The sequence below is a fragment of the Candidatus Abyssobacteria bacterium SURF_5 genome (assembly GCA_003598085.1).
In the GTDB taxonomy this organism is placed as follows: domain Bacteria; phylum Abyssobacteria; class SURF-5; order SURF-5; family SURF-5; genus SURF-5.
Genome location: QZKU01000119.1, coordinates 1 through 21,821 on the forward strand (window position 1 = coordinate 1; position 21,821 = coordinate 21,821).

Here is a 21,821-nt window from a genome sequence, read left to right on the forward strand (position 1 = left end):
CATCTCCAAAACCACAAAGGAAACCCAACAGAGCCAATAAGAAGGAGCAGTCAGCAAAAATCCGCCCCCAAGGGCCGATTTAGATGCGTAAGCCCTATTTATCTCCCGTTGCGTCATAGACAATGAGATGCCAAAAACCATATAATGGTAAAGGAAGGTTCGTACCTTAAATTATGCAGTCCGGAGGGCGGAACACCTTGAAACTCTGTCACAAATGCGGAACTGAGTGGGTCTCACAACATCGCATTCCCGGCCGCACCGAGACGTGCGCCCAATGCGGATATGACCTCCATTGCTGCTTGAACTGCACTTTCTACGACCCCGGCGCTCCTCAGCAATGCAAGAATCCGACAGTCGAACTCGTGCAGGACAAAGAAAAGGGAAATTTCTGCGATGAGTTTGAGTTCGCGAGTGACAAAGGACCTCAAGCGCCCGACCCGCGGCGGGACTCAAGCAGGGATGCCTGGAAAAAGTTGTTCGGCGATTAAAAGAGCCGCAGTTAAACACCGACTTTAAGAAGGAATTCACCGAAATGAATCGAATGGGGGGATACCTCGCGGCGAAGGCGCTGAAGCAGCACGGGGTGAAATATATCTTCACCCTTTGCGGCGGTCATATTCAACCCATATATCTGGGCTGTGCCGAAGTTGGAATAGAATTGATAGACGTGCGCCATGAACAGGCAGCCGCACACGCCGCCGATGGATGGGCGCGGCTGACCCGCCGGCCCGGCGTAGCGGTTGTCACGGCTGGCCCGGGAATTACCAATTCAATTACCGGTATCGCGAATGCATACAAGGCAGGTATTCCTCTTGTGGTCATCGGAGGACAGGCGCCTCTCTTCCAGTTTGAGAAGGGGGCGCTCCAGGAAATGGACCTTGTGGAGCTTCTCAGACCCATCACCAAATGGAGCCAACGTGTCCATCATGCTTTCCGAATACCGGAATACGTTGACCGGGCGTTCCAGCACGCGACCGCGGGGCGTCCCGGACCTGTTTTTCTGGAGATGCCGCTCGACGTTCTGGTTTCGTCGGAAGACGAGAACGTTGTTTCCTTTCCGGGAAACGGACAAGTAGAGCGCGCGCGATCTTTTGGAGACCCGGCTTTGATCGAGACGGCGGCACAGCTTCTTCTGGCGGCAAGAAAACCGGTTTTGTTCGGCGGCAGCGCTATCTGGTGGGACGAGGCGGGCGAAGCGTTGGAAGGGCTGGCTCAATCCCTCTCGGCCCCTGTCTTCGTGAACGGAATGGCGAGAGGATGTATTCCCACTGAGCACCCCTTATTCTACTCGCAGACCCGCGAGAAAGCCCTGAACGAGGCCGATATGCTCCTTCTCGCGGGAGCGGAATTTGACTTCAGGCTCGGCTACGGAGATTCAACCGTTATCAGCTCAGGGGCCAATATCATCCACGTTCATAGCGATCCTGCCGAAATCGGACGAAACCGAGACGTTGAAGTCGGGATTGTCGGCGACACCCGGTCCGTGCTCCTTCAATTGCGCGAAGCGATTGGAAAAGCTTCTCCCTCCGAAGAGCGTAAGAACTGGGTTAATGAACTCAGACTGAAGGAAAACGAGGAACTGAAATCCCTCCAGTCTTTCCGAAAATCGGATCAGATTCCCATACATCCGGCGCGCTTATGCCACGAGATCGACGAGTTTCTCGATCAAGATGCAATCATTATCGGCGACGGCGGCGACATAGTTTCATTGGGTGCTCGTATCCTCCGCTCGCGTGGCCCGGGGCATTGGCTCGATCCCGGCCCCTTCGGATGTCTCGGAATGGGTGTCCCCTTCGGATTAGCCGCCCGGCTGGCAAGACCCGAAAGTCAGATCTTGCTCCTGTACGGAGACGGCTCTTTCGGATTCAATGCGATGGAAATGGATACCGCCGTCAGGTTTCGCCTGCCGATGGTTGTTGTTATCGGCAACGATGGTGGATGGGGGCAGATGCGTTCGGGGGTGCAGGCGATGGCTGTCGACGGTCACCAAGGAGGCACAGAATTGGGTTTCAGTCGATACGAAAAGCTGGTAGAAGCTCTTGGTGGTACTGGGATATATGTAGAGAATCCCGCAGACCTGCGGCCGGCCCTTGAACGGGCGTTCAGCGGCTCGCGGCCATCATGCATCAATGTCAAGATCGATCCGAACGGATCGCGCGAGCTTTTGAGTGCATCACGCGGGATGGGTGGCTGAACGAGCGTTCAGGCCTCCGGGTGTCAATACTTAGAACGGGAAAATTATCATCACCAGAGGGGAAGATCAAGTATACAAAAAATTCACGGAAAAACGCTCGGACTAAAAGCCGGCGAAATTAAGCGTCTTGAGCATATCTACCGGCGCAAAATAGCGCCTGAAAAGGTGATCTCGCACGAAGTCGCCCGCAATTTGACCGAGCTGTCGCACGAGATCAGGAGGCAGATCGCCATCTTAGTCGACAGAAAGGGACGGATCATATTTGTCATCGTCGGCGATGCAAAATCGGTTTTCCTGCCGGATTTGGAAAAGGATTATCCGGCATCCAGTCAGCGGTTGCGCGGATTACGGCTGATCCATACTCACCTGGACTCGGAGCCGCTGTCAGATGACGATTTGACGGACCTTGCTCTCATGAAGTTGGATATGGTAGTGGCCGTTTCTGTTCAGCCCGACGGAATGCCTGGTCTTGCCTATTCTGCACATATTCTGCCGTTAAACCCGAAGAAGGAGAAATGGCGCCTTCTTGAACCGGCGGTTCCGGCTCAGTTGGATGTGGATTTCATTGGACTTGTTGATTCTTTGGAGGAGGAAATCGCGCGGCGCCAGCCGGGCCGAACCCACAGGACCAACAACAGCCGCGCCATACTGGTTAGCGTAACTACGGCTCCTCTGCATGAAGCTGAGGAATCAGCCGAAGAACTGCGACAATTGGCATCGACATCTGACCTTAATGTGGTTGATACAATAATTCAGCGGCGGCGAGAGATCGACCCGCGTTTCCTGATGGGGAAGGGAAAGATGCAGGACTTGATCCTGCGCTCGATGCAGGTCGGCGCCGACATCCTCATTTTTGATCAGAACCTGAACGCCTCCCAACTCAGGTCCATCACCGATATGACGGAGCTGAAGATACTCGATAGGACGCAGTTGATTCTCGACATTTTTTCCCAGCATGCCATGAGCACCGATGGCAAGATTCAGGTGGAGCTTGCACAGTTGAAGTATCTTCTGCCCCGGCTGGTCACGAAGAATACCGCCATGTCGCGGTTGACGGGCGGCATCGGCGGCAGGGGGCCCGGCGAAACCAAATTGGAGATAAACAGGCGGCGCGCGCGCGACCGTATCGTCCACCTCGAGAAGCTGCTGGAACACTCGGCCCGAAACCGAATGACCCGCCGAAGCCGGCGCAGGCAGGAAGGGCTTCCGATCGTTTCGATCGTCGGGTATACGAACGCAGGAAAGTCTACGCTGCTCAACGCACTGACGGACAGTCACGTTCTAGTCGAAGATAAACTGTTCGCTACTCTGGATACTTCAAGCCGCAGGCTCCGGTTTCCCCGCGAGAGGGAAGTCATTATCACTGATACCGTCGGTTTCATCAGGGATCTTCCGCCCGAACTCCTGGCAGCTTTCAAAGCGACGCTCGAGGAGCTTGCAGATGCATCGCTTCTGCTGCATGTGGCCGACATCAGCAGCCCTTACCTCGAGAATCATTTGCGGGTCGTCGAGAAAACGCTGTCGGGGCTCGGCTTCAGCGACAAGCCGATCCTGCTCGCACTGAACAAGGTCGATAAGATTTCAAAAGAGACGGCGGAAAATCTCGCAAGGCGGTTTTCAGGAATTCCCGTCAGCGCTCTGGACCGCAACACATTGATGCCGCTTCTCGAAGAGATGGATGCGCTCGTGTGGCCGGAATGATTAAATCTTTCGCGTCCGCCATTCGTTTATACTTATGACAGGTCAGCGATCAGCATGATCATGGAGCGGAGGTTGGACCAGGATATCCCGGATGAGGCGCTGATGCTTCAATACGCGGGTGGAGATCTGGCTGCGTTTGAAGAACTGCTGGAGCGGCATCGAAATCCTCTCTTTGCATACCTTTGCCGGATGCTGGGAAACAGAGAGTCGGCGGAGGATGTTTTTCAGGAAGTGTTCTTGCGGATCGTCTGCTCGAGGCGCCGCTATAGAGAGCGCGCTAAATTCTCAACATGGCTATATAAGATCGCGCATAACTCCTGTATCGACATGTTTCGAAGGGAGAAGTATCGGCGCGCGGAATCGCTGCATGAGCCTATACAGGGCAAGGACGGAGAGCAAATGATGCCGCAGGATTTTCTTGCCAGCGGGAATCCCGGTCCCGACGAGCTGTTACAGCGGCGACAGATTTCGGAAGCGCTGAAAAACTCGATCGATCGCCTGGCGCCCGAGCAGAGAGAGGTATTTGTCTTGCGACAATATCAGGATCTTTCTTTCAGAGAAATAGCCAAAATCGTGCAGACGTCCGAAAGCACCGTTAAAAGCAGAATGAGATATGCTTTGAAAAACCTGCGTGATATGCTGGTTGAGCAGCGCGTGATCGAGGAGGTAACCTCCTAATGAAGTGTCAAAAGGCGCAGTCCCTGATGCTCGATTCCCTGTATGCCGTTCTTGCCCCTCGACAGCAGAGGGCATTGGAAAAGCATCTTGCTTCCTGTCCGGCGTGCTCGAAAGAATTTGCGGAGCAGAAAAACGTCATCTCGGTTTTCCGGGATGTCGATTTTGAAAAGCCATCCGCGGCCCTGAATGAGATCGTCAGGCAGATGGCGGTGCGGGAACTCGAGCAGGAAGCACTGTTTGCAGGAAGAAGAAGCGTTACGTATTGGAAGCCCGCTCTTGCCTCCGCCGCGGCGGCGCTCCTGGTTATAGTGGGCGTCGTATATTACCTTCCCCAAGCGCAAAAGGAGCAAACGATTGCGCAGTATCCACCTGCTGAATCGGTCGCGGCTCCTAAAGCCGATTTCACCGGCGCAGCCGATGGTTTCAAGCTGAAAGAAGACAAGATGGACGTTGCTCGCGACGTACGTCTGGAGAGCCAACTGCAACCAGAAGCCCCGGTCAGTGCAGGCATTGCTCCCGAGAAAAGAAAGGACTTGGCGCCAATGCATCTGGCCCTTGAATCCACAGATGAACTAAGTGGGGCGGAAACGACTTCCGGCGCAAACGCATCAAACTTCAGAACGAGGGAAGAGGGCCTTTTGGATTCACGGCCGGAGGTTGAGATCGATTCATTGCGGCGAACCCAGAAGGGAGAAAAACTGCAAAAGACGAACGTCGCTTCTCCGTCTCTGGCGCCGGATTCAGCCACACTTGGAGAAGAGACCGCCGGCAAAAAATCCCTTTCGAACGGCGATCGGCACCCGGTTTCGCTAAAATATCATGAAGCAACGGAATCCTATCAGGATGCCGTCAGATTTGCCCCCGCACCGAAAGCGACCGTGGACGCGCAATTCCGGCTTGGCCAAAGCTATCAGGCAGAGAAGGAGTATGACCGAGCGCTGGTGGAATACAAATCGATTATGGAAAAACATCCCGAATACTCTTCGCTGGGCTTCGTTTATCTTGCCGCCGGTGATAGCTATCTCGCACTCGGGAGGGCTGCCGAGGCGATACAAATGTACGAAACTGTTCGCGACCGGTTTCCCGAGCTACGCGCCGTGGCCCTTGAGAGACTCTCTTCGGCCACCGCACCCGCGCAGGCTCCCGCCGGACCGGAGCAAACCTCCGGCGAAGCGCGATAATTTGTGCTTCTTTTTCTCACGCAGTTACCATTTACATTTCCCCGCGTTTCATGTAAGATACCCACCGGAATGTATTTCGTTCTGATAGCTCAAAAGCCCGGAAAAGGAGAAATGTACCATGGGAACCCAGAACGGCAAAATATTGGAGGTTGATCTTTCCTCGGGGAAAATTTCCACCCGGACGATCAGCGAAAAGGCCCTGCGCGATTACGTCGGCGGCAGTGGATTGGCGGCAAAGCTTTTCTTCGATGACGGCGTGCCGCCGGGATGTGATCCGCTCGGTCCGGAGAACAATTTGTATATCGTTACCGGCCCCTTGTGCGGGAGCGGACTTCCCGCCACCCCCCGATTCAGCGTTGCGGCAAAATCGCCACTGACCGGAATCTGGGGCGAGGCCAACTGCGGCGGCAACTTCGGGCCGGCGCTGAAGTTCGCCGGTTGGGACGGCATTGTCATCCGCGGTCAATCGAAGAAGCCGGTTCTTCTAGCGATTGAAGACGACAAGGCCGAGTTGAAGGATGCGGCCGCTGTCTGGGGAAAAGACACGTATGAAACAGCGGACATGCTGGCGCAAAAATCCGAGGGAAAGCCGACGCCCCGCATCGTCTCAATTGGCCCGGCGGGCGAGAACCTCGTGAAGTTTGCGGCCGTGGCCGACGGCAAACATGATTATGCGGGCCGGACCGGCCTGGGCGCCGTTATGGGTTCGAAAAAGTTAAAAGCTGTCGTTGTGAGAGGCTCCGGAAAACTCGCGCCCGCCGACGCCGATGTCTTTGCCGAGATTCGCAAGAGCGCAATGGAAAAAATCAATGACGGGATGTTCACGATGGCGCTCAAGGCGATGGGCACGAATGCAGGCATGGTCATGGGCATGACGATGGGCGACGTTCCCACAAAGAACTGGATTCTTGGCGAAGAAATGGAATGCGCGAACGAACTCAGCTCGATCGTGATGAACGAGAAGTACCTCACAAAGGGCTCGGCCTGCTATGGCTGCCCCATCGGATGCAAGCGCAACGTGAAGGTGGACGACGGCCCATACAAGATGGAGCCGGGCGCGGGGCCCGAGTATGAGACAATGGGTTCCTTCGGCACGATGTGCATGATCTGTAATCAAGCGGCCGTCAATAAACTCAATGATTTGTGCAACCGGTTCGGATTGGATACGATCTCCTGCGGCTGCACGATCGCATTCGCAATCGATTGCTATGAAAACGGCATATTGAAAGATTCAGATACTGACGGCTTGAAACTGACGTGGGGAAACGCCGACGCCGTTATTGAACTGGTCAGGAAAATCGCTTACCGGCAAGGGTTCGGCAATCTTTTGGCGGAGGGCAGCAAGGCAGCCGCAAGGAAAATCGGCAAAGGCGCTTCCGATCTGACGGCGGAGGTGAAGGGTCTTGAGGCTCCGATGCACGACCCCCGCGCCTTCCACGGGCTCGGGCTTGCTTATGCCATGTCGGTGCGCGGCGCATGTCACCTCTCTCACCTTGATCTGTTCGCCGAGCAGGGAGGGGTGTCAATGCCGGAAGTCGGAATCGAGGGCGGATATGTGGGCCAGTCAAGCGAGGGAAAAGGCAAGCTTGTCTGGATAACGGAAAATCTTGCTTCCGTGCTGCAATCGACCGGATTGTGCTATTTCGGCGCCGCCTCGCTGGATTTCAATGACATGGTGAAGATGATCAATTCCGCCGCCGGCCGCGACTATACCGTCGAAAGCCTGATGAAGGCCGGTGAAAGAATCTGGCTGCTGAAACGGTCGCTCAATAACCTGATGGGCGTCACCATTGAAGATGATCGCCTGCCCAAGAAGATACTTACTCCGACGAAGGAAGGAGGGGCCGCCGGTTCCGTCCCCAATGTGGAAGTGATGATGAAGGAATATTACGATCTTCGCGGGCTTGATCATAAGGGCAAGCCCAAAAAAGAGAGACTGGAGGCAGTCGGCCTGTCGGACATAGCCAAGCGGCTATAGACCTATCTGGAGCGGCAAAAGGGCCAGGCGCTTTCCTGGCCCTTTTTTATTTGATATCCGGTCCAATATTTTGCTAAAATGATCCAAAGGAGATCTTATGGCGGAAAAGAGAGATGAAAACGATTTGGAAGGCACAAAAGAACGACTCCTGAAAGGGTCTGAGAAATACGCCACACGCGCAGGGTATAAGTTGAATCCGGACCCCGAACTGGTCGATACGATCATCACGGGACTTGCAAACAACAAGTTCAAACATAGTCGTGCCTACTGTCCCTGCTTCTTCGTTTCCGGTAATCCTGAAGAGGACAGGAAGCTTATTTGCCCGTGCCACTACCACAAAGAAGACATTGAGAAAACGGGAAAATGTCACTGCGGCCTTTTTGTGAAAGGCTGACTTTTCGGCTGCTGCACGTCAAACGGAGCGTGTGTGGCGAAATCCATCCTGATTCCATCCTTCGCAAAAATCAATCTTTTCCTTGATATCATATGCAAGCGGCCTGACGGATACCACAACATCGAGACCGTCTTCCAGACTATCGACCTGCATGATGACGTAAGCCTCGAGCTTCGGCCTTCCGGCCTCAAAATCGAGTGCGATGATCCCTCAGTTCCCTCTGATTCGAGCAATCTGGCCGCCAAAGCATTTTCAGCATTGCGGCCTGCCCTGAACTATGAGGGGGGCGTCAGAATCACCCTCAGAAAACGGATTCCTCCCGGCTCGGGGTTGGGCGGCGGCAGCTCGAATGCGGCGGCCGTTTTGAAAGGACTGAAATGTCTTTTCCAGGAACAGGTTTCGGAACAATTTCTGATGGAGACGGCCCGGCAATTGGGTGCCGACGTTCCATTCTTTTTGTTTGGCGGACTCGCCGCCGGATGGGGGAAAGGCGAGCGGCTCGAAAGAATATCTCCCCTGCCGGCGAGTTTTCTGGTTGTGGCTGTTCCGGCCGGCGTTAGCGTGTCGACTGCTCTGGCCTATGGCAAAGTTCGTGCGCCTCAGTGCGCGGGGCCCCCGCCCGCCGAATTGTCAGGATGCAGCGAAAGCTTGAAAACTTTTTTGAAAGCCCTTGACCCCTCTCTTCCGCTCTCAGCCAACGCATCGGCTATTCAGCTTCTCTATAATGAGCTCGAAGAGCCGGCGCTTGGGATGTTTCCTGAGATAGGCCGGCTGAAAAATAGAATGCTCGAGGCGGGGGCCAAAGCCGCTCTCATGACCGGCAGCGGAAGCGCCGTATTCGGGATCGCCGACTCGCTCAGTCACGCGCAAAGGATCAGGAGCAAACTTGAAGCGTCCTGCCCCTGCCGCGGTTTTACAGTATCTACAATCAACGGTCGCTAGAAAATAAACCGTTCTATTGCAAGCAATCCTTCTTCGTGCTATTTTAGTGTACACCCTTCATCCCGGGTGCGAAATGGGAGTCAAGAAGATGAAGCAGGAAAAGAAAGAGCGTTCCGGGTTATCGTCCTGCCGCGCCGAAACCGGCCTTTGGCCGCAAGACCTAAGGGGCTGCAGTTTTTTCAGCCATTTCTCCGAAAAAGAGACCAGCCATCTCCTGAAAATCGGCACGGTCCATCAATGTGCGCGCGGCGAATTCCTGGTGCGCGAGAAGGAGCATTCCCGGGACTTATTCATTGTCCTTTCGGGGGAAATGGTGGTCACAAAAACCTTGTACGCCGGAGACGAGAGGAAATTGGGGACGATTGAGCCGGGCGAATTTTTCGGGGAAATGGCTTTCCTCGATGGCCTCCCCCGTTCCGCCAGTGTCTCCTGTTGGAAAGAGGGGGCCGTATTCAAAATATCCAGAGAAGCGTTTGACCGGCTTTCCGCCAAGAAACCGGCGATCGCCTACAAAGTCACCAACATCATAGCCGCTGCCTTGACGGAGCGGCTTCGGCGATCGAATGATGTCGTTGAAGATTTTTTCTCCAATCCGAATAAAGCGATCCTCGAATTCAAGACCCGTCTCCTGAAGATTCAAACCATGCTGCAACGACTGTAGCGCTTTTCGATCCGGCACTGAGAGAAAAATGAGACCATTTCGTAAATGGCAAGGAGTATTTCAATCCGCGGTCCTTTTTTCGCTCGCGATTTTCCTGTGGCCGACAGAAGCAGATGGACAGCAACGGCATTCCTATAGCGCACGCTATGGCCGCAGAACAAACGTGCAGCACGGTATCTTTCACTCGCAACAGCTCAACCAGGACATCGAGTATTCGATTTATCTGCCGCCAAGTTACTACGACCAACCCCAGCGCTGCTATCCGATTCTGTACTACATACACGGTTTCGATCTCAGGGGGAAAGCGCACATGGATTGGGTAAATTGGCATCTGGATGCAACGCTGGACGCGCTCATTACCGAGGGCGCTGTTCAGGAAATGATTGTGGTGATTCCGGAAAGTTTCATAACGGGGATCGTCGTCGACTGGGGAGTGCCTCCGGAGCGCAGCATGCCTGTCGCTGTCCTCACGTTTCCTTTTCGCGCGGTTCGAGGACTTTTCAGGTCCATTCTCGATCCGACATATTTCGGATCGTACCTCTTTATCCATCGCTGGAATCTTGAGCCCGCCGATTACGCCGAAGTCCTTATAGCTGACTTCATCCCTTTTATAGAGAAGAGGTATCGTGCAAAGGAGGGAGTATCCCATCGCGCGATCAGCGGCTTTTCAACCGGCGGCTACAGCTCGCTCTCGATCGCGTTTCGACATCCGGAACTGTTCGATTCAGTCAGCGCTCACACTCCCATGCTTGTCCCGGCCTCGCCCTTCTCGGCGGAGGCGCGCGATTTTTTCATTGAGTACGATCCGCAGCACGTCCAGCATACTACTCATCAATTCATAATTAATCTTCTTAAGCGCATTTTCATAAACGAAGAGACATGGGACCGGCATGATCCTCTCACTCTGGCAAGCCGTCAGCACCTCGAGAATCTCCCTACTTATATAGACGTCGCGGAACTCGATAAACGCGGGTACGATATCGGCACCTCTCTCCTGGTGCAGTCGCTTCTGGAAAGGAACGTGCCGGTCGAATTCGAATTGGTAAGGGGGCTTCCGCCCCATTCCAACCACACGTATCCGGGGTATCTAAATGGAAGATTGATAGCCGAACTCGCCAATGGCAAGACAGATGAAGAATTGAACCGCTTTTTCAATTGGCGGGGTGTAGCACCGCTCATCAATCCGGATGTTCAGCGGATCGAGTATTCGCTCAGGTTTCACTCGCGGGAGTTCAGCCAGTAAGGGAAACGCCGGTCTCTTATTGATTGAGCCAGACTATGAGCGATTTCAGTGTCACGGCCAGCACCGACGCAAGAAGGATGACTACAAGGACGAAAAATGCCACGGTATACTTGTTTTGTTCTTCCTTATGCTCTGTTTTCATGGCTTTCCTTCATTCCTGCGGGTGTTCCCTTTGTCATCTCCTCCTCTTCCTAAATCGTATCATTGTGGCGCACGGGGGCGCCAATTCGTGATTGAGCGCAATTAGAACTCGGACATGATCTCGCGGGATTCCAATTGTTGCAGGTACATTTTCTTGAATATGCCGTACTTGGCGTCATGGAACGATTTGACGGCAGGATCGGGGTCTATGTGCTTCCCGCTGCGGCTCATCACGGCCATCGCATCCGTCACCTGCTCGAATGCTCCCGCTGCGGTCGCCGCCAGCAGGGCTGTCCCTAAAAGCATGGCTTCGGGTTCGCTGGGTAGTGCTATGGAGCAACCGGTGATATCTGCATGCTCCTGAAGCCAGAGAGGGTTTTTTGTTCCGCCGCCGCAAGCGTGGATTTTTCGGATCGACAGGCCTTTCCGGCCGAGCGCTTCGATGATGTGCCGCGTTCCGTAGGCAATCGCCTGTACCGCAGCATAATAGCGCAGCGCCAGGTTTTCGAGTGACGCCTCAAGGATCAGGCCGTCGATGGCGCCGCGAGCGTACGGATCGGCGTGGGGCGATCGGTTCCCATGAAAGTAGGGAAGCACATGGAGGTCTTTCGTCAGTTCCGGCCCCTTTTTCTGAGACTTCTTCAGCCGCTGTATGATATCGTTGAGGATTTCGTACGACGTCTTGCCTTCGCCTTTGGCTCTCTCGGATAGCTGGCGGCTTGCGGCACTGTCGGCGATGATGTGGTCGATCAAGGCGCCTGTGGCGCTCTGGCCGCCTTCAAGCAACCACTTTCCCGGCACCATTGCGCCGTAATAAGGACCCCAGACGCCTTTTACAAAGACGGGTCGAGAGGTCGTCGCCATGTGGCAGGATGAAGTCCCTCCTATAAGCGCGAGTACGCGCTCAATCGCACTTTCGTCCGTCTCAGCCTCATATGCCGACCCCAGCACGCCAAGCCCACCTGCGTGAGCGTCAATGATTCCGACTCCGACCGCCGTGCCGGCGGAAAGACCTAGCTCCTTCGCAGCCTGCGGACTCAGCCGTCCCGCAACCGCCCCCATCGATCTGACAGCCTCGCCCACCCTTGAATTTATGAAAAGGTCCGCCAAATCGATTTTCTCGAAAAACGACAGGTCCCAATCTCCGAATCTCCCTTTGTGTCCGAGATAAGTCCACTTGCAAACGAGCGTGCAAAGACTCCTGGTATCTTTGCCCGTCGCCTTGTATGTCATGAAATCGGCCAGATCGAGAAACTTGGCGGTCTTCGCCCAACTCCGGGGAAGGTTTTCTTTGATCCACAGGAGTTTCGGGGGCTCCTGCTCCGGCGAAAGTTTTCCGCCCACATACTTCAGAACGGGATGCCCAGTTGCGTTGATGCGATCCGCCTGGCCGATTGCCCGATGATCCATCCAGACGATGACGTTCTGTTCGTGGTTGCCGGTAGGCGACACGGTTACGGGAGCGCCGCCCTCTCCCAGTGCCACTAATGAGCACGTGGCGTCAAAGCTGATGCCGATGACTTGCTCCGCACCGGCGGCAGCGCTCTTCAAACATTTTCGAATCGCCTTCCCCGCGCCGCTCCAGATATCTTCAGAAGACTGCTCGGCGAAATTCGGCGCCGGTCGGAAAATCTGAATTGGGTGCTCGCCCATTCCGAGCATCTTCCCGCGGAGGGTAAATACGCCCGCTCGCACGCTGCCGGTACCGACGTCAACGCCAAGCACCAGTCCCTTTTTCTCTTGTCTTACGGCCTTCACCTCGATCTCTCCGTTACGGACCTCCTTCGCTCCAGCCCGTATTTTACAGGGTTCAGTGGAAAAAATCAACGCAGGTAAAAAGGCTGGAAGAGCAGGCGGTTCATATCTTTTTTAGCCTGTTTTGAGTATAATAAAAATGGATTAATATGGCTGCAGCAAGGAGATGAACGTATGTCGGACAGATTCAAGCTGGTATCCGAGTTCACATTAAAGGGGGACCAGCCGCAGGCGGTTGAGAAGCTTGCTCAAGGGCTGAACGAAGGTCTCAGGCACCAGGTTCTTCTCGGAGTGACCGGCTCGGGGAAGACGTTCACGATGGCGAACATCATCGAGCGCGTGAACCGGCCGGCGCTGGTGCTGGCTCATAACAAGACGCTGGCGGCCCAATTGTACAGTGAGTTCAAGCAGTTGTTTCCCGAGAATGCGGTCGAATATTTTGTCAGCTATTATGATTACTACCAGCCCGAAGCCTATGTGCCGACTACAGACACCTATATTGAGAAGGATGCTTCGATCAACGAGGAAATCGATAAGATGCGCCACTCGGCGACGAGGTCGCTGTTCGAGAGACGCGACGTACTCATTGTTGCCAGCGTTTCCTGCATCTATGGCCTCGGTTCACCCGAAGAGTATCTGGGCATGCTGATCTCGATCGAGAGCAACTCCGAGATGACGCGCGACGACCTCCTGAAGCGACTCGTGGCGATGCAGTACGAGCGAAACGACGTGGATTTTCATCGCGGCACCTTTCGCGTGCGCGGCGACGTGGTTGAGATATTCCCGGCGTATGAGAGCGATCGCGTTGTTCGAATAGAATTTTTCGGTGACACGATCGATGCTATTTCCGAGGTTGATCCCTTGCGTGGAAAAATTGTGCGCAGGCTGAATCGCGCCCTTATCTTTCCGGGCAGTCATTACGCGACTTCATATGATAAGCTCGGGCGCGCCATTCATACGGTGCGCGCTGAACTGCGCGAACGGTTGGCCGAACTGCGCGCGCAGGAGAAGCGCCTGGAGGCCCAGCGCCTCGAGCAACGCACGAATTTTGATCTCGAGATGCTGAGGGAAACCGGCTTTTGCGCCGGAATCGAGAACTATTCCCGCCACCTTGACGGACGCCGGCCGGGCCAGCCGCCGTTCACCTTGATCAACTATTTCCCGCCCGACTTCGTGATTTTTCTTGATGAAAGCCATCAGACTGTTCCGCAGCTTCACGCCATGTACAACGGCGACCGCGCGCGAAAGCAGACGCTGGTGGATTACGGGTTTCGGCTGCCTTCGGCGCTCGACAACCGGCCGCTGAAGTTCGAGGAGTTCGAGCAACTGACGAAACAGGTAATCTACGTTTCGGCTACTCCCGGCAGTTATGAGTTGCAGAAAAGCAAGGGGCTGGTGGTTGAACAATTGATCAGGCCGACGGGATTGATGGACCCCGAAGTGGTCGTCAAGCCGGCTCGCAACCAGGTCGATGATCTCCTGCACGAAATACGCCGGCGCGTCGAAAAAAATGAGCGGGTGCTCGTTACGACGCTGACGAAAAGGATGGCGGAAGACTTGACGGACTATTACCTCGAAGTGGGCGTGCGCGTTCGATACCTGCATTCCGACATCGCCACTATCGAGCGGTTCGAGATCATCCGCGACCTGCGCCGGGGAGGATTCGATGTGCTCATCGGCATCAACCTCCTGCGCGAGGGATTGGATATTCCCGAGGTGTCGCTTGTCGCAATTCTGGACGCCGACAAGGAAGGGTTCCTTCGGGCGGAAAAATCTCTGATTCAGACGATAGGGCGCGCCGCTCGAAACCTTGGCGGGACCGTCATCATGTATGCCGACACCGTCACGGATTCAATGCGGAAAGCCCTGGATGAAACCTACCGCCGCCGCGCCATTCAGTCTGAATTCAACCGGGAGCACGGTATTACTCCTCAGACAATCGTGAAACGCATGCCGGACGTGCTGTCCAGCGTTTATGAATCGGATTATGTGACTGTCCCGGTCGCGGCTGAGGCGGCGGCCGAATATGTCACTTCCGGCGAACTGCCGAGGATGCTCGAGGATCTAAAGCGCGAGATGAAAAAAGCAGCGGACAAACTGGAGTTCGAACGCGCCGCGGAGTTGCGAGACCGCATCCGCGAGCTCCAACAACTGGAGCTGGCGCTGAAGTGAAAGAAACGTGCCACGGAAATTACGTCAGGCGCTCTTGCCCGTCCTGATGAGGGGAACGGTGGCGGGGCCGGTACGCGAGGGCTCTCGCTCCTTCGCGGGTTCAAGAATATCAATCTTCCTCAAGTGCTTGCGCTCAACGAGCAAAGAGATGGTGTTGCCTGTTTGATCCGCCGGGAAGAAATAGAACCTTGCGCTCGTCGCGCTGTAGGCTTGTGAAGTATATCCCTCGATCTTTTCCTTGTCATGAAAGGTCAGCAGCATGTGCACCCCGTGCATCTGCGTGGCGGGCGACACGATTTTTTTCCCGATTTGGCCATCGAAATCCCTCACGAAGTATACCGCTTTCAAATCGGAGAATGAAACGTAGATCTCTTCATTGGAACCCGGCAACGCGTCACGAGGCAGCAATCCGAAGCCGTCGCCTTCGATATCCCACGAAGCAGGGGTGCCCTTCAACATTCGGCCGTCGAGATATCGGACGACGATCTGCTTGTATGGATGTGGATTCTCGAACCGAAACGTGTATGCTCCCACCTCGATCAGATCGCGATCGCTCAGCGGAACCGGCCCGTCGAGTTTCTGAAGGTTCACGATGACCTTGTTCTTGCCCAGCGGCTGCAGATACATCCTTTTGTTTCCTTTATCCAACTTCACAAACAACTCGCAATGATGAGCCGCGACCGATTTATGAGGAAGAACCAGACCGGCGTCTTTCGCGCTCCCGATAACTATGGAGTCGCGCCCGACTGACTTTCCAAGCGTATTGAGGCTGGCGGTGATCAATCGAGATCGGTCATGAGACTTGTCTTTGAGATTGATCAGGACAAGCTTGCCCTCGAGAGCGCTCATGGGACGCGCCCGGATGAAGCGATACAAAAAAATTCCTCCCACGAGGAGGACAATGCCCGCGGCTGCTCCTATTAGCAAGGCGGGATCGAGCCAGGAGAAAAACTTTTCGATCAAACGGCCGCGAGCATGCGGTGGAGCGATTTTGACGGCTATTTCCACCTCATCCTTCGAAAATTTGATCGGTCCCCTGGCGCCGGCGAAAGCGATCTTTCCGTCGAGTGTCTGGGAATGAGTTATCGCCAACGTCGCATCGGTTTCAACCGTTATCTGTAGTTCAAGGCAATCTTCCTGTCGGACAAAAGAGGTCGTCATCTTGATACCTTCAGGAAGACCGACGGAGGGGGTGATGCGAATATCCTCCGGTTCGGCAATCGAATTGGAACGGAGAAAGACGCTTTTCGTCTCGCGAAACGCTGCTCCCGGGCGGATCGGACCGAATTGGAGTCGCTCCCTGAGGTCCACTGAAATCTCCGGTTGCGATATGGTGACGGTAACCGGAATCTCCGGCGGCTCAAGAAACAGTACTTGCCCCGGCAACGGTTTCAACTCGAGTTTGCCGACAACGGTCCCTTCATGAAAACTGTCAACACGTACGACGAATTGAGTGGTCCATGGTTTTCTGGAACAGGTGACGCCGCCGGGAGTGATTTCAAGAAGGGTCTTCCATGATGGATTCTCCTGATAGGCGCCGCGAAAACTCAATTGTATTTGTTGGTCGGAAGCGTCTCCTCGCGCCGGAAAAAACGCGAGCGAAACCGGCACCGTCGCTTTCGGGCCTGCTACCCTTCCCAGGTCCAGGGACACGGGTTCAACGAATACCTGCGCGAAGCCCAGTTGTCGATTCTCCTCAGTCATTTCCGCTAACTCTTTACCCAAATTGAAGGAAGTCCCTTTCGCCAGTTCCATCCATTCGACCACATCAGGGTCGGGATGATCTCCCAGCGAGAGATAGAAGAAGGCGGCATTGGAGCCCTGCAACAATCCCGGGTAACGCTTGAGCAGGTCTTCAAACTGAATCGGCTCAGCGACTACGGGAGGCGGATTATTTTTTCCGTCCGACAGGAGGATCATCGTTCTCTGATGCTTCGTGTCCTTTTTTTCGAGCTGCGAAAGCTCCTCCATTCCCTTATCCAATGCGCCTGTTATGTAGGTATAGAACTGATCCGACTCGAGCGAAGCCAGTTCCCTTTCAATCAACCGTATGTCTTGCGCGGATGAGATCTTCTGGCGGAACCTCAAATTGATCTTTTCGCCGAAGCTTATCAAGACAATCGTATCGCCCGGCTGCGCCTTTTGGGCATACTCTAAAATCGCCTTCTTGACGTCTCCAAATATGTTGCGCATGCTCGAAGAGGTGTCCAGCAGGAAAACAATGTCTTGATTCGGCAACTTTTTTTCGGTTGCGGCGGCCGAACAGGGGAAGAGAGAAAACTGGATCAGGATGAAGATCGCCGGCAAGAGAGCAGTGGCGCGTTGCAGGTCCATTTTGCTTTTTTCTGGAACCTTTTCACTTGAAGTAGCCATTTGTCTTTGCGTGATCCTCATTTGCCTTGCGTGGAAAATAAACACCCGAAGGCCCCAACGAAAATGAGCATGCCGCGCCCTCTGCGTTCTTTATGAAAGGTGCATGAAATGTGCCAGTGAGAGGTGAATGCAGCGCCTAAACCTAGATGTGTGAATTCGTTACGGCTCTATCGCGAATGCAGCCCCCCTTGATTTAACCGATGCATGCCGTTCCTTGACTTCGGAGGCGAAGCTATGCTAAATTCTTGTTTACGCTAACATGAGGGGAATAAAGAGGTTTTGCCAATGTCGGACACGCTGGAACGGGCCAAGGAAGTACTGAAAATTGAGGGAGAGGCTATTCTCAAGCTTCGTGATAAGGTGGGCTCAAGTTTTGAACAGGCCGTCGATATCATCATGAAGTGCAAAGGGAGGGTGATTGTTACCGGAATGGGAAAACCGGGCATAATCGCCCGAAAGATTTCCGCCACGTTGGCAAGCACGGGTACCCCTTCACTTGCGATGCATCCGGCCGATGCCATTCACGGCGACTTGGGGATGGTTACGAAGGAAGACGTGGTGATCCTTATTTCCAACAGCGGAAAAACGGAAGAGATAACGCGGCTGCTGCCGATGATTAAGAGAATTGGGGCAAAATTGATCGCGATGACCGGCGACACGAATTCTCCCCTTTCCGAATACAGCGACTGCGTTTTGGATTGTTCGGTGGATGCCGAGGCATGTCCTTTCAATTTGGCGCCCACAGCGAGCACGACGGCGTCATTGGCCATGGGAGACGCATTGGCTGTTGTGCTTTTGGAAAAGAAGGGGTTTCGCGTAGAGGATTACGCCTTTTACCATCCCGGCGGCAACCTTGGCCGCCAGCTTCTGAAGATATGCGACGTCATGAGGAAAGGAGCGCGGAACCCTATTGTTCACCAGGATGCGCTTGTAAAAGAAGCATTGCTTGTCGCCACACATGCACGCGCCGGAGCAGCCGTCATCGTTGACGAAACTGGCCGTTTGACGGGCATTTTCACCGACGGCGATCTCCGGCGTTCGCTGGAGAAGGATTCGGATTTGCTCTCAAAACCGGTAAAGCACTTCATGACGAAGTCGCCCCTGTCAGTCTCGCCCGAGAAGCTGGTGAACGAAGTCATGCGTCTGATTAAGGATCAGCGCAAAAAGGATCTGCCGGTTGTAGACGATGAGGGCAAGCCAATCGGTTTTATTGACGAGCAGGACCTCCTCGGGCTGTAGATGGTCATACTCCACAGACGGCCAGCCTCCTCGTGTTCCCCATAAAGAGAACCGTGTTCAAATCTGCGCCTGCAGTGTTCAAAAGCGGCCCGAAAAATTCCATCGCCATTGCGGTCAGAACCCTCACTCTCTCTTAACGACCGCCGGCGCCGCTCATTCTATCCCATTTAAAGGTCAAAAGGCTGAGAACAAACAGGCACAGCAGGTATCCCAGTAAGACCAGCCAGGTCGGCCAAAGGTCGATCAGCTTAGCCTGCATGTTCATTACATGCCGCAAACCTTCGGAGAGATGTGTCAACGGGAGAAGCCAGATGAAGGGGAGCACTTTTCGGGGCATGATCTCCAGGGGAAGGAATACGCCGCACACCATGAGCATTGGCAGTGCGATAACGTTGGCAATTGTTGAGGCGACCTCCGGCGTCTTCGCCATGCCTGCAATCGCAAACGATATCGCCGAACCGATCAAATTTCCGAGGACGACAAACAGGAGGAGCGATCCGACAGGAAACCCCAGGTTGGGCTCGAACAGGGTAAACCCGATAAGGCAGATGAGCGCAGTCTGGATCAGAGCCAGCGTAAGGCGGAAGAAAACATGACTTGCCACGAAAGATATCTTGCTCAAGGGGGTGATCCATAGCCTGCGCAAGATACCCTGCTCTCGGAGCCTCACGATCGTGGGTGCAAGCGAAAAGATACAACTTGGCAGGACCGCCATCGCAATGATGCCGGGCACCAGAAAATCAATGAATCCGAAAAATTCCTCGACAGTCTTGATTTCGGTGCGCCGATAGGAAAGCGGGGGTCTCTTATACTCGCCCCCGGAAAGCACTTCCTCGTTTCTCTCTCTCAGGATATTGAATGCCATTTCCGTGAGCGCGAGCGCGCGAGCATCAGCGACCACTTCGACGTGCGCGCTTGATGTTAGGAGGTCCTTTTCGAAGCCCGCAGGAAATATAATCACCAGGCGCTGCCGTGCGGTGCGAGCCTGTTCACGAGCATCCTCCTCGGCCAGTTCCGTAACATCGAATTCAGAGGAAGAGGCAAGCTTTTCAATGAATTTTCTCGAAGCGGCCGAGTGATCGTTATCGGTTATCCCGATCGGAAAATGAATATCTTCCGGCCTCATGCTCCCGATGCCGGCGACATCTTTTAAGACGAACCCAAGAAGAATGAGGAGAAACACCGGCAAAACGATTACCCAGAATATCTCTTGCCGTACGCGGAGGAACATTCGCGCGTTGGCAAGATAAAGCTGAAAGACGCTTTTCATTTACTGCATCCTCACTAAGTTCCGTCGGACTGTTTGCGCGCGGTGGCTGCAGCGGAAACCTTATCATCATACCATATCTGCTGCAATGCCGCACAAGCTGGTTGAGATTCCTGGATTTGCGTAAGTGCTTGGACTATCAGCGAATTGGTTGTGCTCTAACCGGATGAGCATGTATAATGAAATGTGTTGCTCTCGCGGGATTCCGCTGCACAAGGGTCGACGGGGAAAGTTTTTGGGCTGGATAATAAAACTGGTGCGACAGGACAAGGACTTGCATCTTTCCGTGCCGACACTGATCAGGAAACAGGGCCTTTTCATAATCCTGCCAATAATCGCCTTTACCTATTTTTCCTGGGGCTCGGGCATAGGCGCCAGGTACTTCGATGAAGGGTATTTTCTTTATGGCGCCGACTGCATCTTACACGGGTTGGTGCCCTATCGCGATTTCTTCACCATTTATTTTCCGGGACAAATCTACCTGCTTGCCCTGATATTCAAACTATTCGGCGATACTCTTTTCGTAGAGCGGGTTTTCAGCGTCATTGTTTTCTCGTTCCTTGCGACGATTGTGTTTATCACAGCAAAAAGAATGGGTGCTATGCAACTGGCTCTCATTTCGTGGCTGCTGGCATTCCTGTGGTTTGGTGCATTCGGTTTTCTGTACTTTGCCACTCCTGCGCCAACCGCTTTGGTTTTCAGCCAGTTGAGTTGCCTGTTTTTCCTGGACTTCCTTTCGTCATCGCACAAGAAAAGTCTCTTCTTTGCCGGAATTTTCGCCGCGATTACGGCCCTCTTCAGGCAGGATTTCGGTCTCTACCTGATTCTTTCATCGACGGCAGTTGGACTGGTGTTCATTTTTCGGTCGGTCCGTTCTCGGGGGAGGGAACCCGCCGCCGCGTTTTACGAAATGATGGGATTCGGCCATTATTTTTTCGCCTTCTTGCTTCTGTTTGTTCCGGCCGGCCTTTTCTTCTTCATCAAGGCGCCGCTCGAAGATCTGCTTTTTGACCTTGTTCAATGGCCCCTTGTAATCCAGCCTCGATTCATTTCCATCCCATATCCGCCGCCGCTGCCTGACCTTTACCCGCTGTTGAGCGGAGAACAATCCGCGGGCTCATATTTGACTAAAACGCTCCTCAGGGTTCCCTTTTATTTTTCAATTATGATTTTTGCGTCAGCCCTCCTGCTCTTGATTAAGCTGCCGGAGCAGCTGTCGCGATGGAACGTTTCCTTCATCCTCATCCTGGGGCTGTTTTATCTGAATCTTGCCAGAGAACGGTCAGACCTGGCTCATTTGTATCCGGCGACGATCCAGGCGGCTATCCTTCTCCCCGCGCTGCTTTCGCGCAAAAACGGCGGCGGAAGAAGAGCGATCTTTCTCCGGACGATTGTTTTGGTTGTATCCCTCCTGATGATCGGTTCGCTTGCTCTGCATGGGTGGCGGTCTCTCCCGGTCTCGACCAATGGCTTGATCTCACCTCAGTTGCGGCGAGCCCGCGGGCTATACCTGCATCCGGCAACCGCCGGGAATCTGGAGCTGGCGGTGAAATTCATCCGTTCTCATTCCTCAGAAGACGAAAGAATATTTGTGGGAAACTATCGTCATGACGTGAGTACCATGAACGACATCATGTTTTACTTTTTCTCTGAGCGCCAGTCGGCGACAAAGTATCACGCAATCGGACTGGGTCTGGGAACGCTCCAAAAGGTGCAGGAAGTGATCGTTCGGGACCTGGACCGCCACGCAAACTACATCGTTATTTGGACCGCCTCGAAAAACCATTTGACGGCTGAAACATCTCAGGGAGTCCTGCTCGTGGATGAGTACATTCGGGCTCACTATCAGCCCATCCGGAGGTTTGGCGATTACCTTGTTCTGCGCAGGAGAAGCATCTGAAT

The 21,821-nt window shown here is 54.1% G+C and carries 16 protein-coding genes; 13 read left to right on the forward strand and 3 right to left on the reverse strand.

The annotated features are described in order from the left end of the window. Nucleotides 1–173 precede the first annotated feature (173 nt). The 10 genes from C4520_17335 to C4520_17380 all read left to right on the forward strand — a co-directional run bounded on the left by C4520_17335 (nt 174) and on the right by C4520_17380 (nt 10,972). Nucleotides 174–488 (forward strand): hypothetical protein, encoded by a 315-nt coding sequence (locus tag C4520_17335; protein ID RJP17141.1) that lies wholly within the window; start codon nt 174–176, stop codon nt 486–488. A 44-nt stretch (nt 489–532) separates the two neighbouring features. Continuing rightward, nucleotides 533–2,194 (forward strand): hypothetical protein, encoded by a 1,662-nt coding sequence (locus C4520_17340; GenBank protein RJP17142.1) that lies wholly within the window; start codon nt 533–535, stop codon nt 2,192–2,194. A gap of 72 nt (nt 2,195–2,266) precedes the next feature. Then, nucleotides 2,267–3,895, forward strand: coding sequence for a GTPase HflX (hflX, locus tag C4520_17345; GenBank protein ID RJP17143.1), 1,629 nt, complete (start codon nt 2,267–2,269; stop codon nt 3,893–3,895). Nucleotides 3,896–3,949: 54 nt separating this feature from the next. Beyond that, a complete protein-coding gene (locus C4520_17350; protein ID RJP17144.1) occupies nt 3,950–4,573 on the forward strand; it encodes an RNA polymerase sigma factor in 624 nt (207 codons plus the stop codon). Next, the gene (locus C4520_17355) at nt 4,573–5,754 is read left to right on the forward strand and encodes a hypothetical protein (protein RJP17145.1); all 1,182 of its coding nucleotides are present in this window, start codon (nt 4,573–4,575) and stop codon (nt 5,752–5,754) included. The genes C4520_17350 and C4520_17355 overlap by 1 nt, the downstream gene beginning before the upstream one ends. Before the next feature lie 118 nt (nt 5,755–5,872). Beyond that, on the forward strand, nt 5,873–7,732 hold the full coding sequence (locus C4520_17360) for an aldehyde ferredoxin oxidoreductase (protein RJP17146.1): 1,860 nt from the start codon (nt 5,873–5,875) through the stop codon (nt 7,730–7,732). A 97-nt stretch (nt 7,733–7,829) separates the two neighbouring features. Beyond that, complete coding sequence (locus C4520_17365; protein RJP17147.1) at nt 7,830–8,126, forward strand: ferredoxin:thioredoxin reductase; 297 nt, start codon at nt 7,830–7,832, stop codon at nt 8,124–8,126. 33 nt (nt 8,127–8,159) lie between these two features. Continuing rightward, nucleotides 8,160–9,068 carry a 4-(cytidine 5'-diphospho)-2-C-methyl-D-erythritol kinase gene (gene ispE, locus C4520_17370; GenBank protein RJP17148.1) on the forward strand — a complete coding sequence of 303 codons (909 nt, stop codon included), beginning with the start codon at nt 8,160–8,162 and terminating at the stop codon, nt 9,066–9,068. Nucleotides 9,069–9,141: 73 nt separating this feature from the next. Then, complete coding sequence (locus C4520_17375) at nt 9,142–9,729, forward strand: cyclic nucleotide-binding domain-containing protein (GenBank protein RJP17149.1); 588 nt, start codon at nt 9,142–9,144, stop codon at nt 9,727–9,729. 28 nt (nt 9,730–9,757) lie between these two features. Continuing rightward, complete coding sequence (locus tag C4520_17380; GenBank protein RJP17150.1) at nt 9,758–10,972, forward strand: hypothetical protein; 1,215 nt, start codon at nt 9,758–9,760, stop codon at nt 10,970–10,972. A gap of 243 nt (nt 10,973–11,215) precedes the next feature. On the opposite strand, the gene C4520_17385 is transcribed toward C4520_17380, so the two are convergent. Then, entirely contained in the window at nt 11,216–12,841 is a 1,626-nt protein-coding gene (locus C4520_17385; GenBank protein ID RJP17172.1) for a ribulokinase, read from the reverse strand. Nucleotides 12,842–13,042: 201 nt separating this feature from the next. On the opposite strand from C4520_17385, the gene uvrB reads away from it, so the two are divergent. Then, nucleotides 13,043–15,040: an excinuclease ABC subunit UvrB gene (gene uvrB / locus C4520_17390; protein RJP17151.1), complete on the forward strand. Its 1,998-nt coding sequence runs from the start codon at nt 13,043–13,045 to the stop codon at nt 15,038–15,040. A 24-nt stretch (nt 15,041–15,064) separates the two neighbouring features. Here uvrB and C4520_17395 read toward each other — a convergent pair whose 3' ends face one another. Beyond that, nucleotides 15,065–17,434, reverse strand: coding sequence for a VWA domain-containing protein (locus C4520_17395; GenBank protein RJP17152.1), 2,370 nt, complete (start codon nt 17,432–17,434; stop codon nt 15,065–15,067). Nucleotides 17,435–17,698: 264 nt separating this feature from the next. Here C4520_17395 and C4520_17400 point away from each other — a divergent pair, with 264 nt between their 5' ends. Continuing rightward, the gene (locus tag C4520_17400; protein ID RJP17153.1) at nt 17,699–18,652 is read left to right on the forward strand and encodes a KpsF/GutQ family sugar-phosphate isomerase; all 954 of its coding nucleotides are present in this window, start codon (nt 17,699–17,701) and stop codon (nt 18,650–18,652) included. Between the two features lie 133 nt (nt 18,653–18,785). Here the strand turns inward: C4520_17400 and C4520_17405 are convergent, their stop codons facing one another. Then, entirely contained in the window at nt 18,786–19,922 is a 1,137-nt protein-coding gene (locus tag C4520_17405; GenBank protein ID RJP17154.1) for an ABC transporter permease, read from the reverse strand. A gap of 163 nt (nt 19,923–20,085) precedes the next feature. On the opposite strand from C4520_17405, the gene C4520_17410 reads away from it, so the two are divergent. Next, the gene (locus C4520_17410; protein RJP17155.1) at nt 20,086–21,819 is read left to right on the forward strand and encodes a hypothetical protein; all 1,734 of its coding nucleotides are present in this window, start codon (nt 20,086–20,088) and stop codon (nt 21,817–21,819) included. Nucleotides 21,820–21,821: the final 2 nt, after the last annotated feature.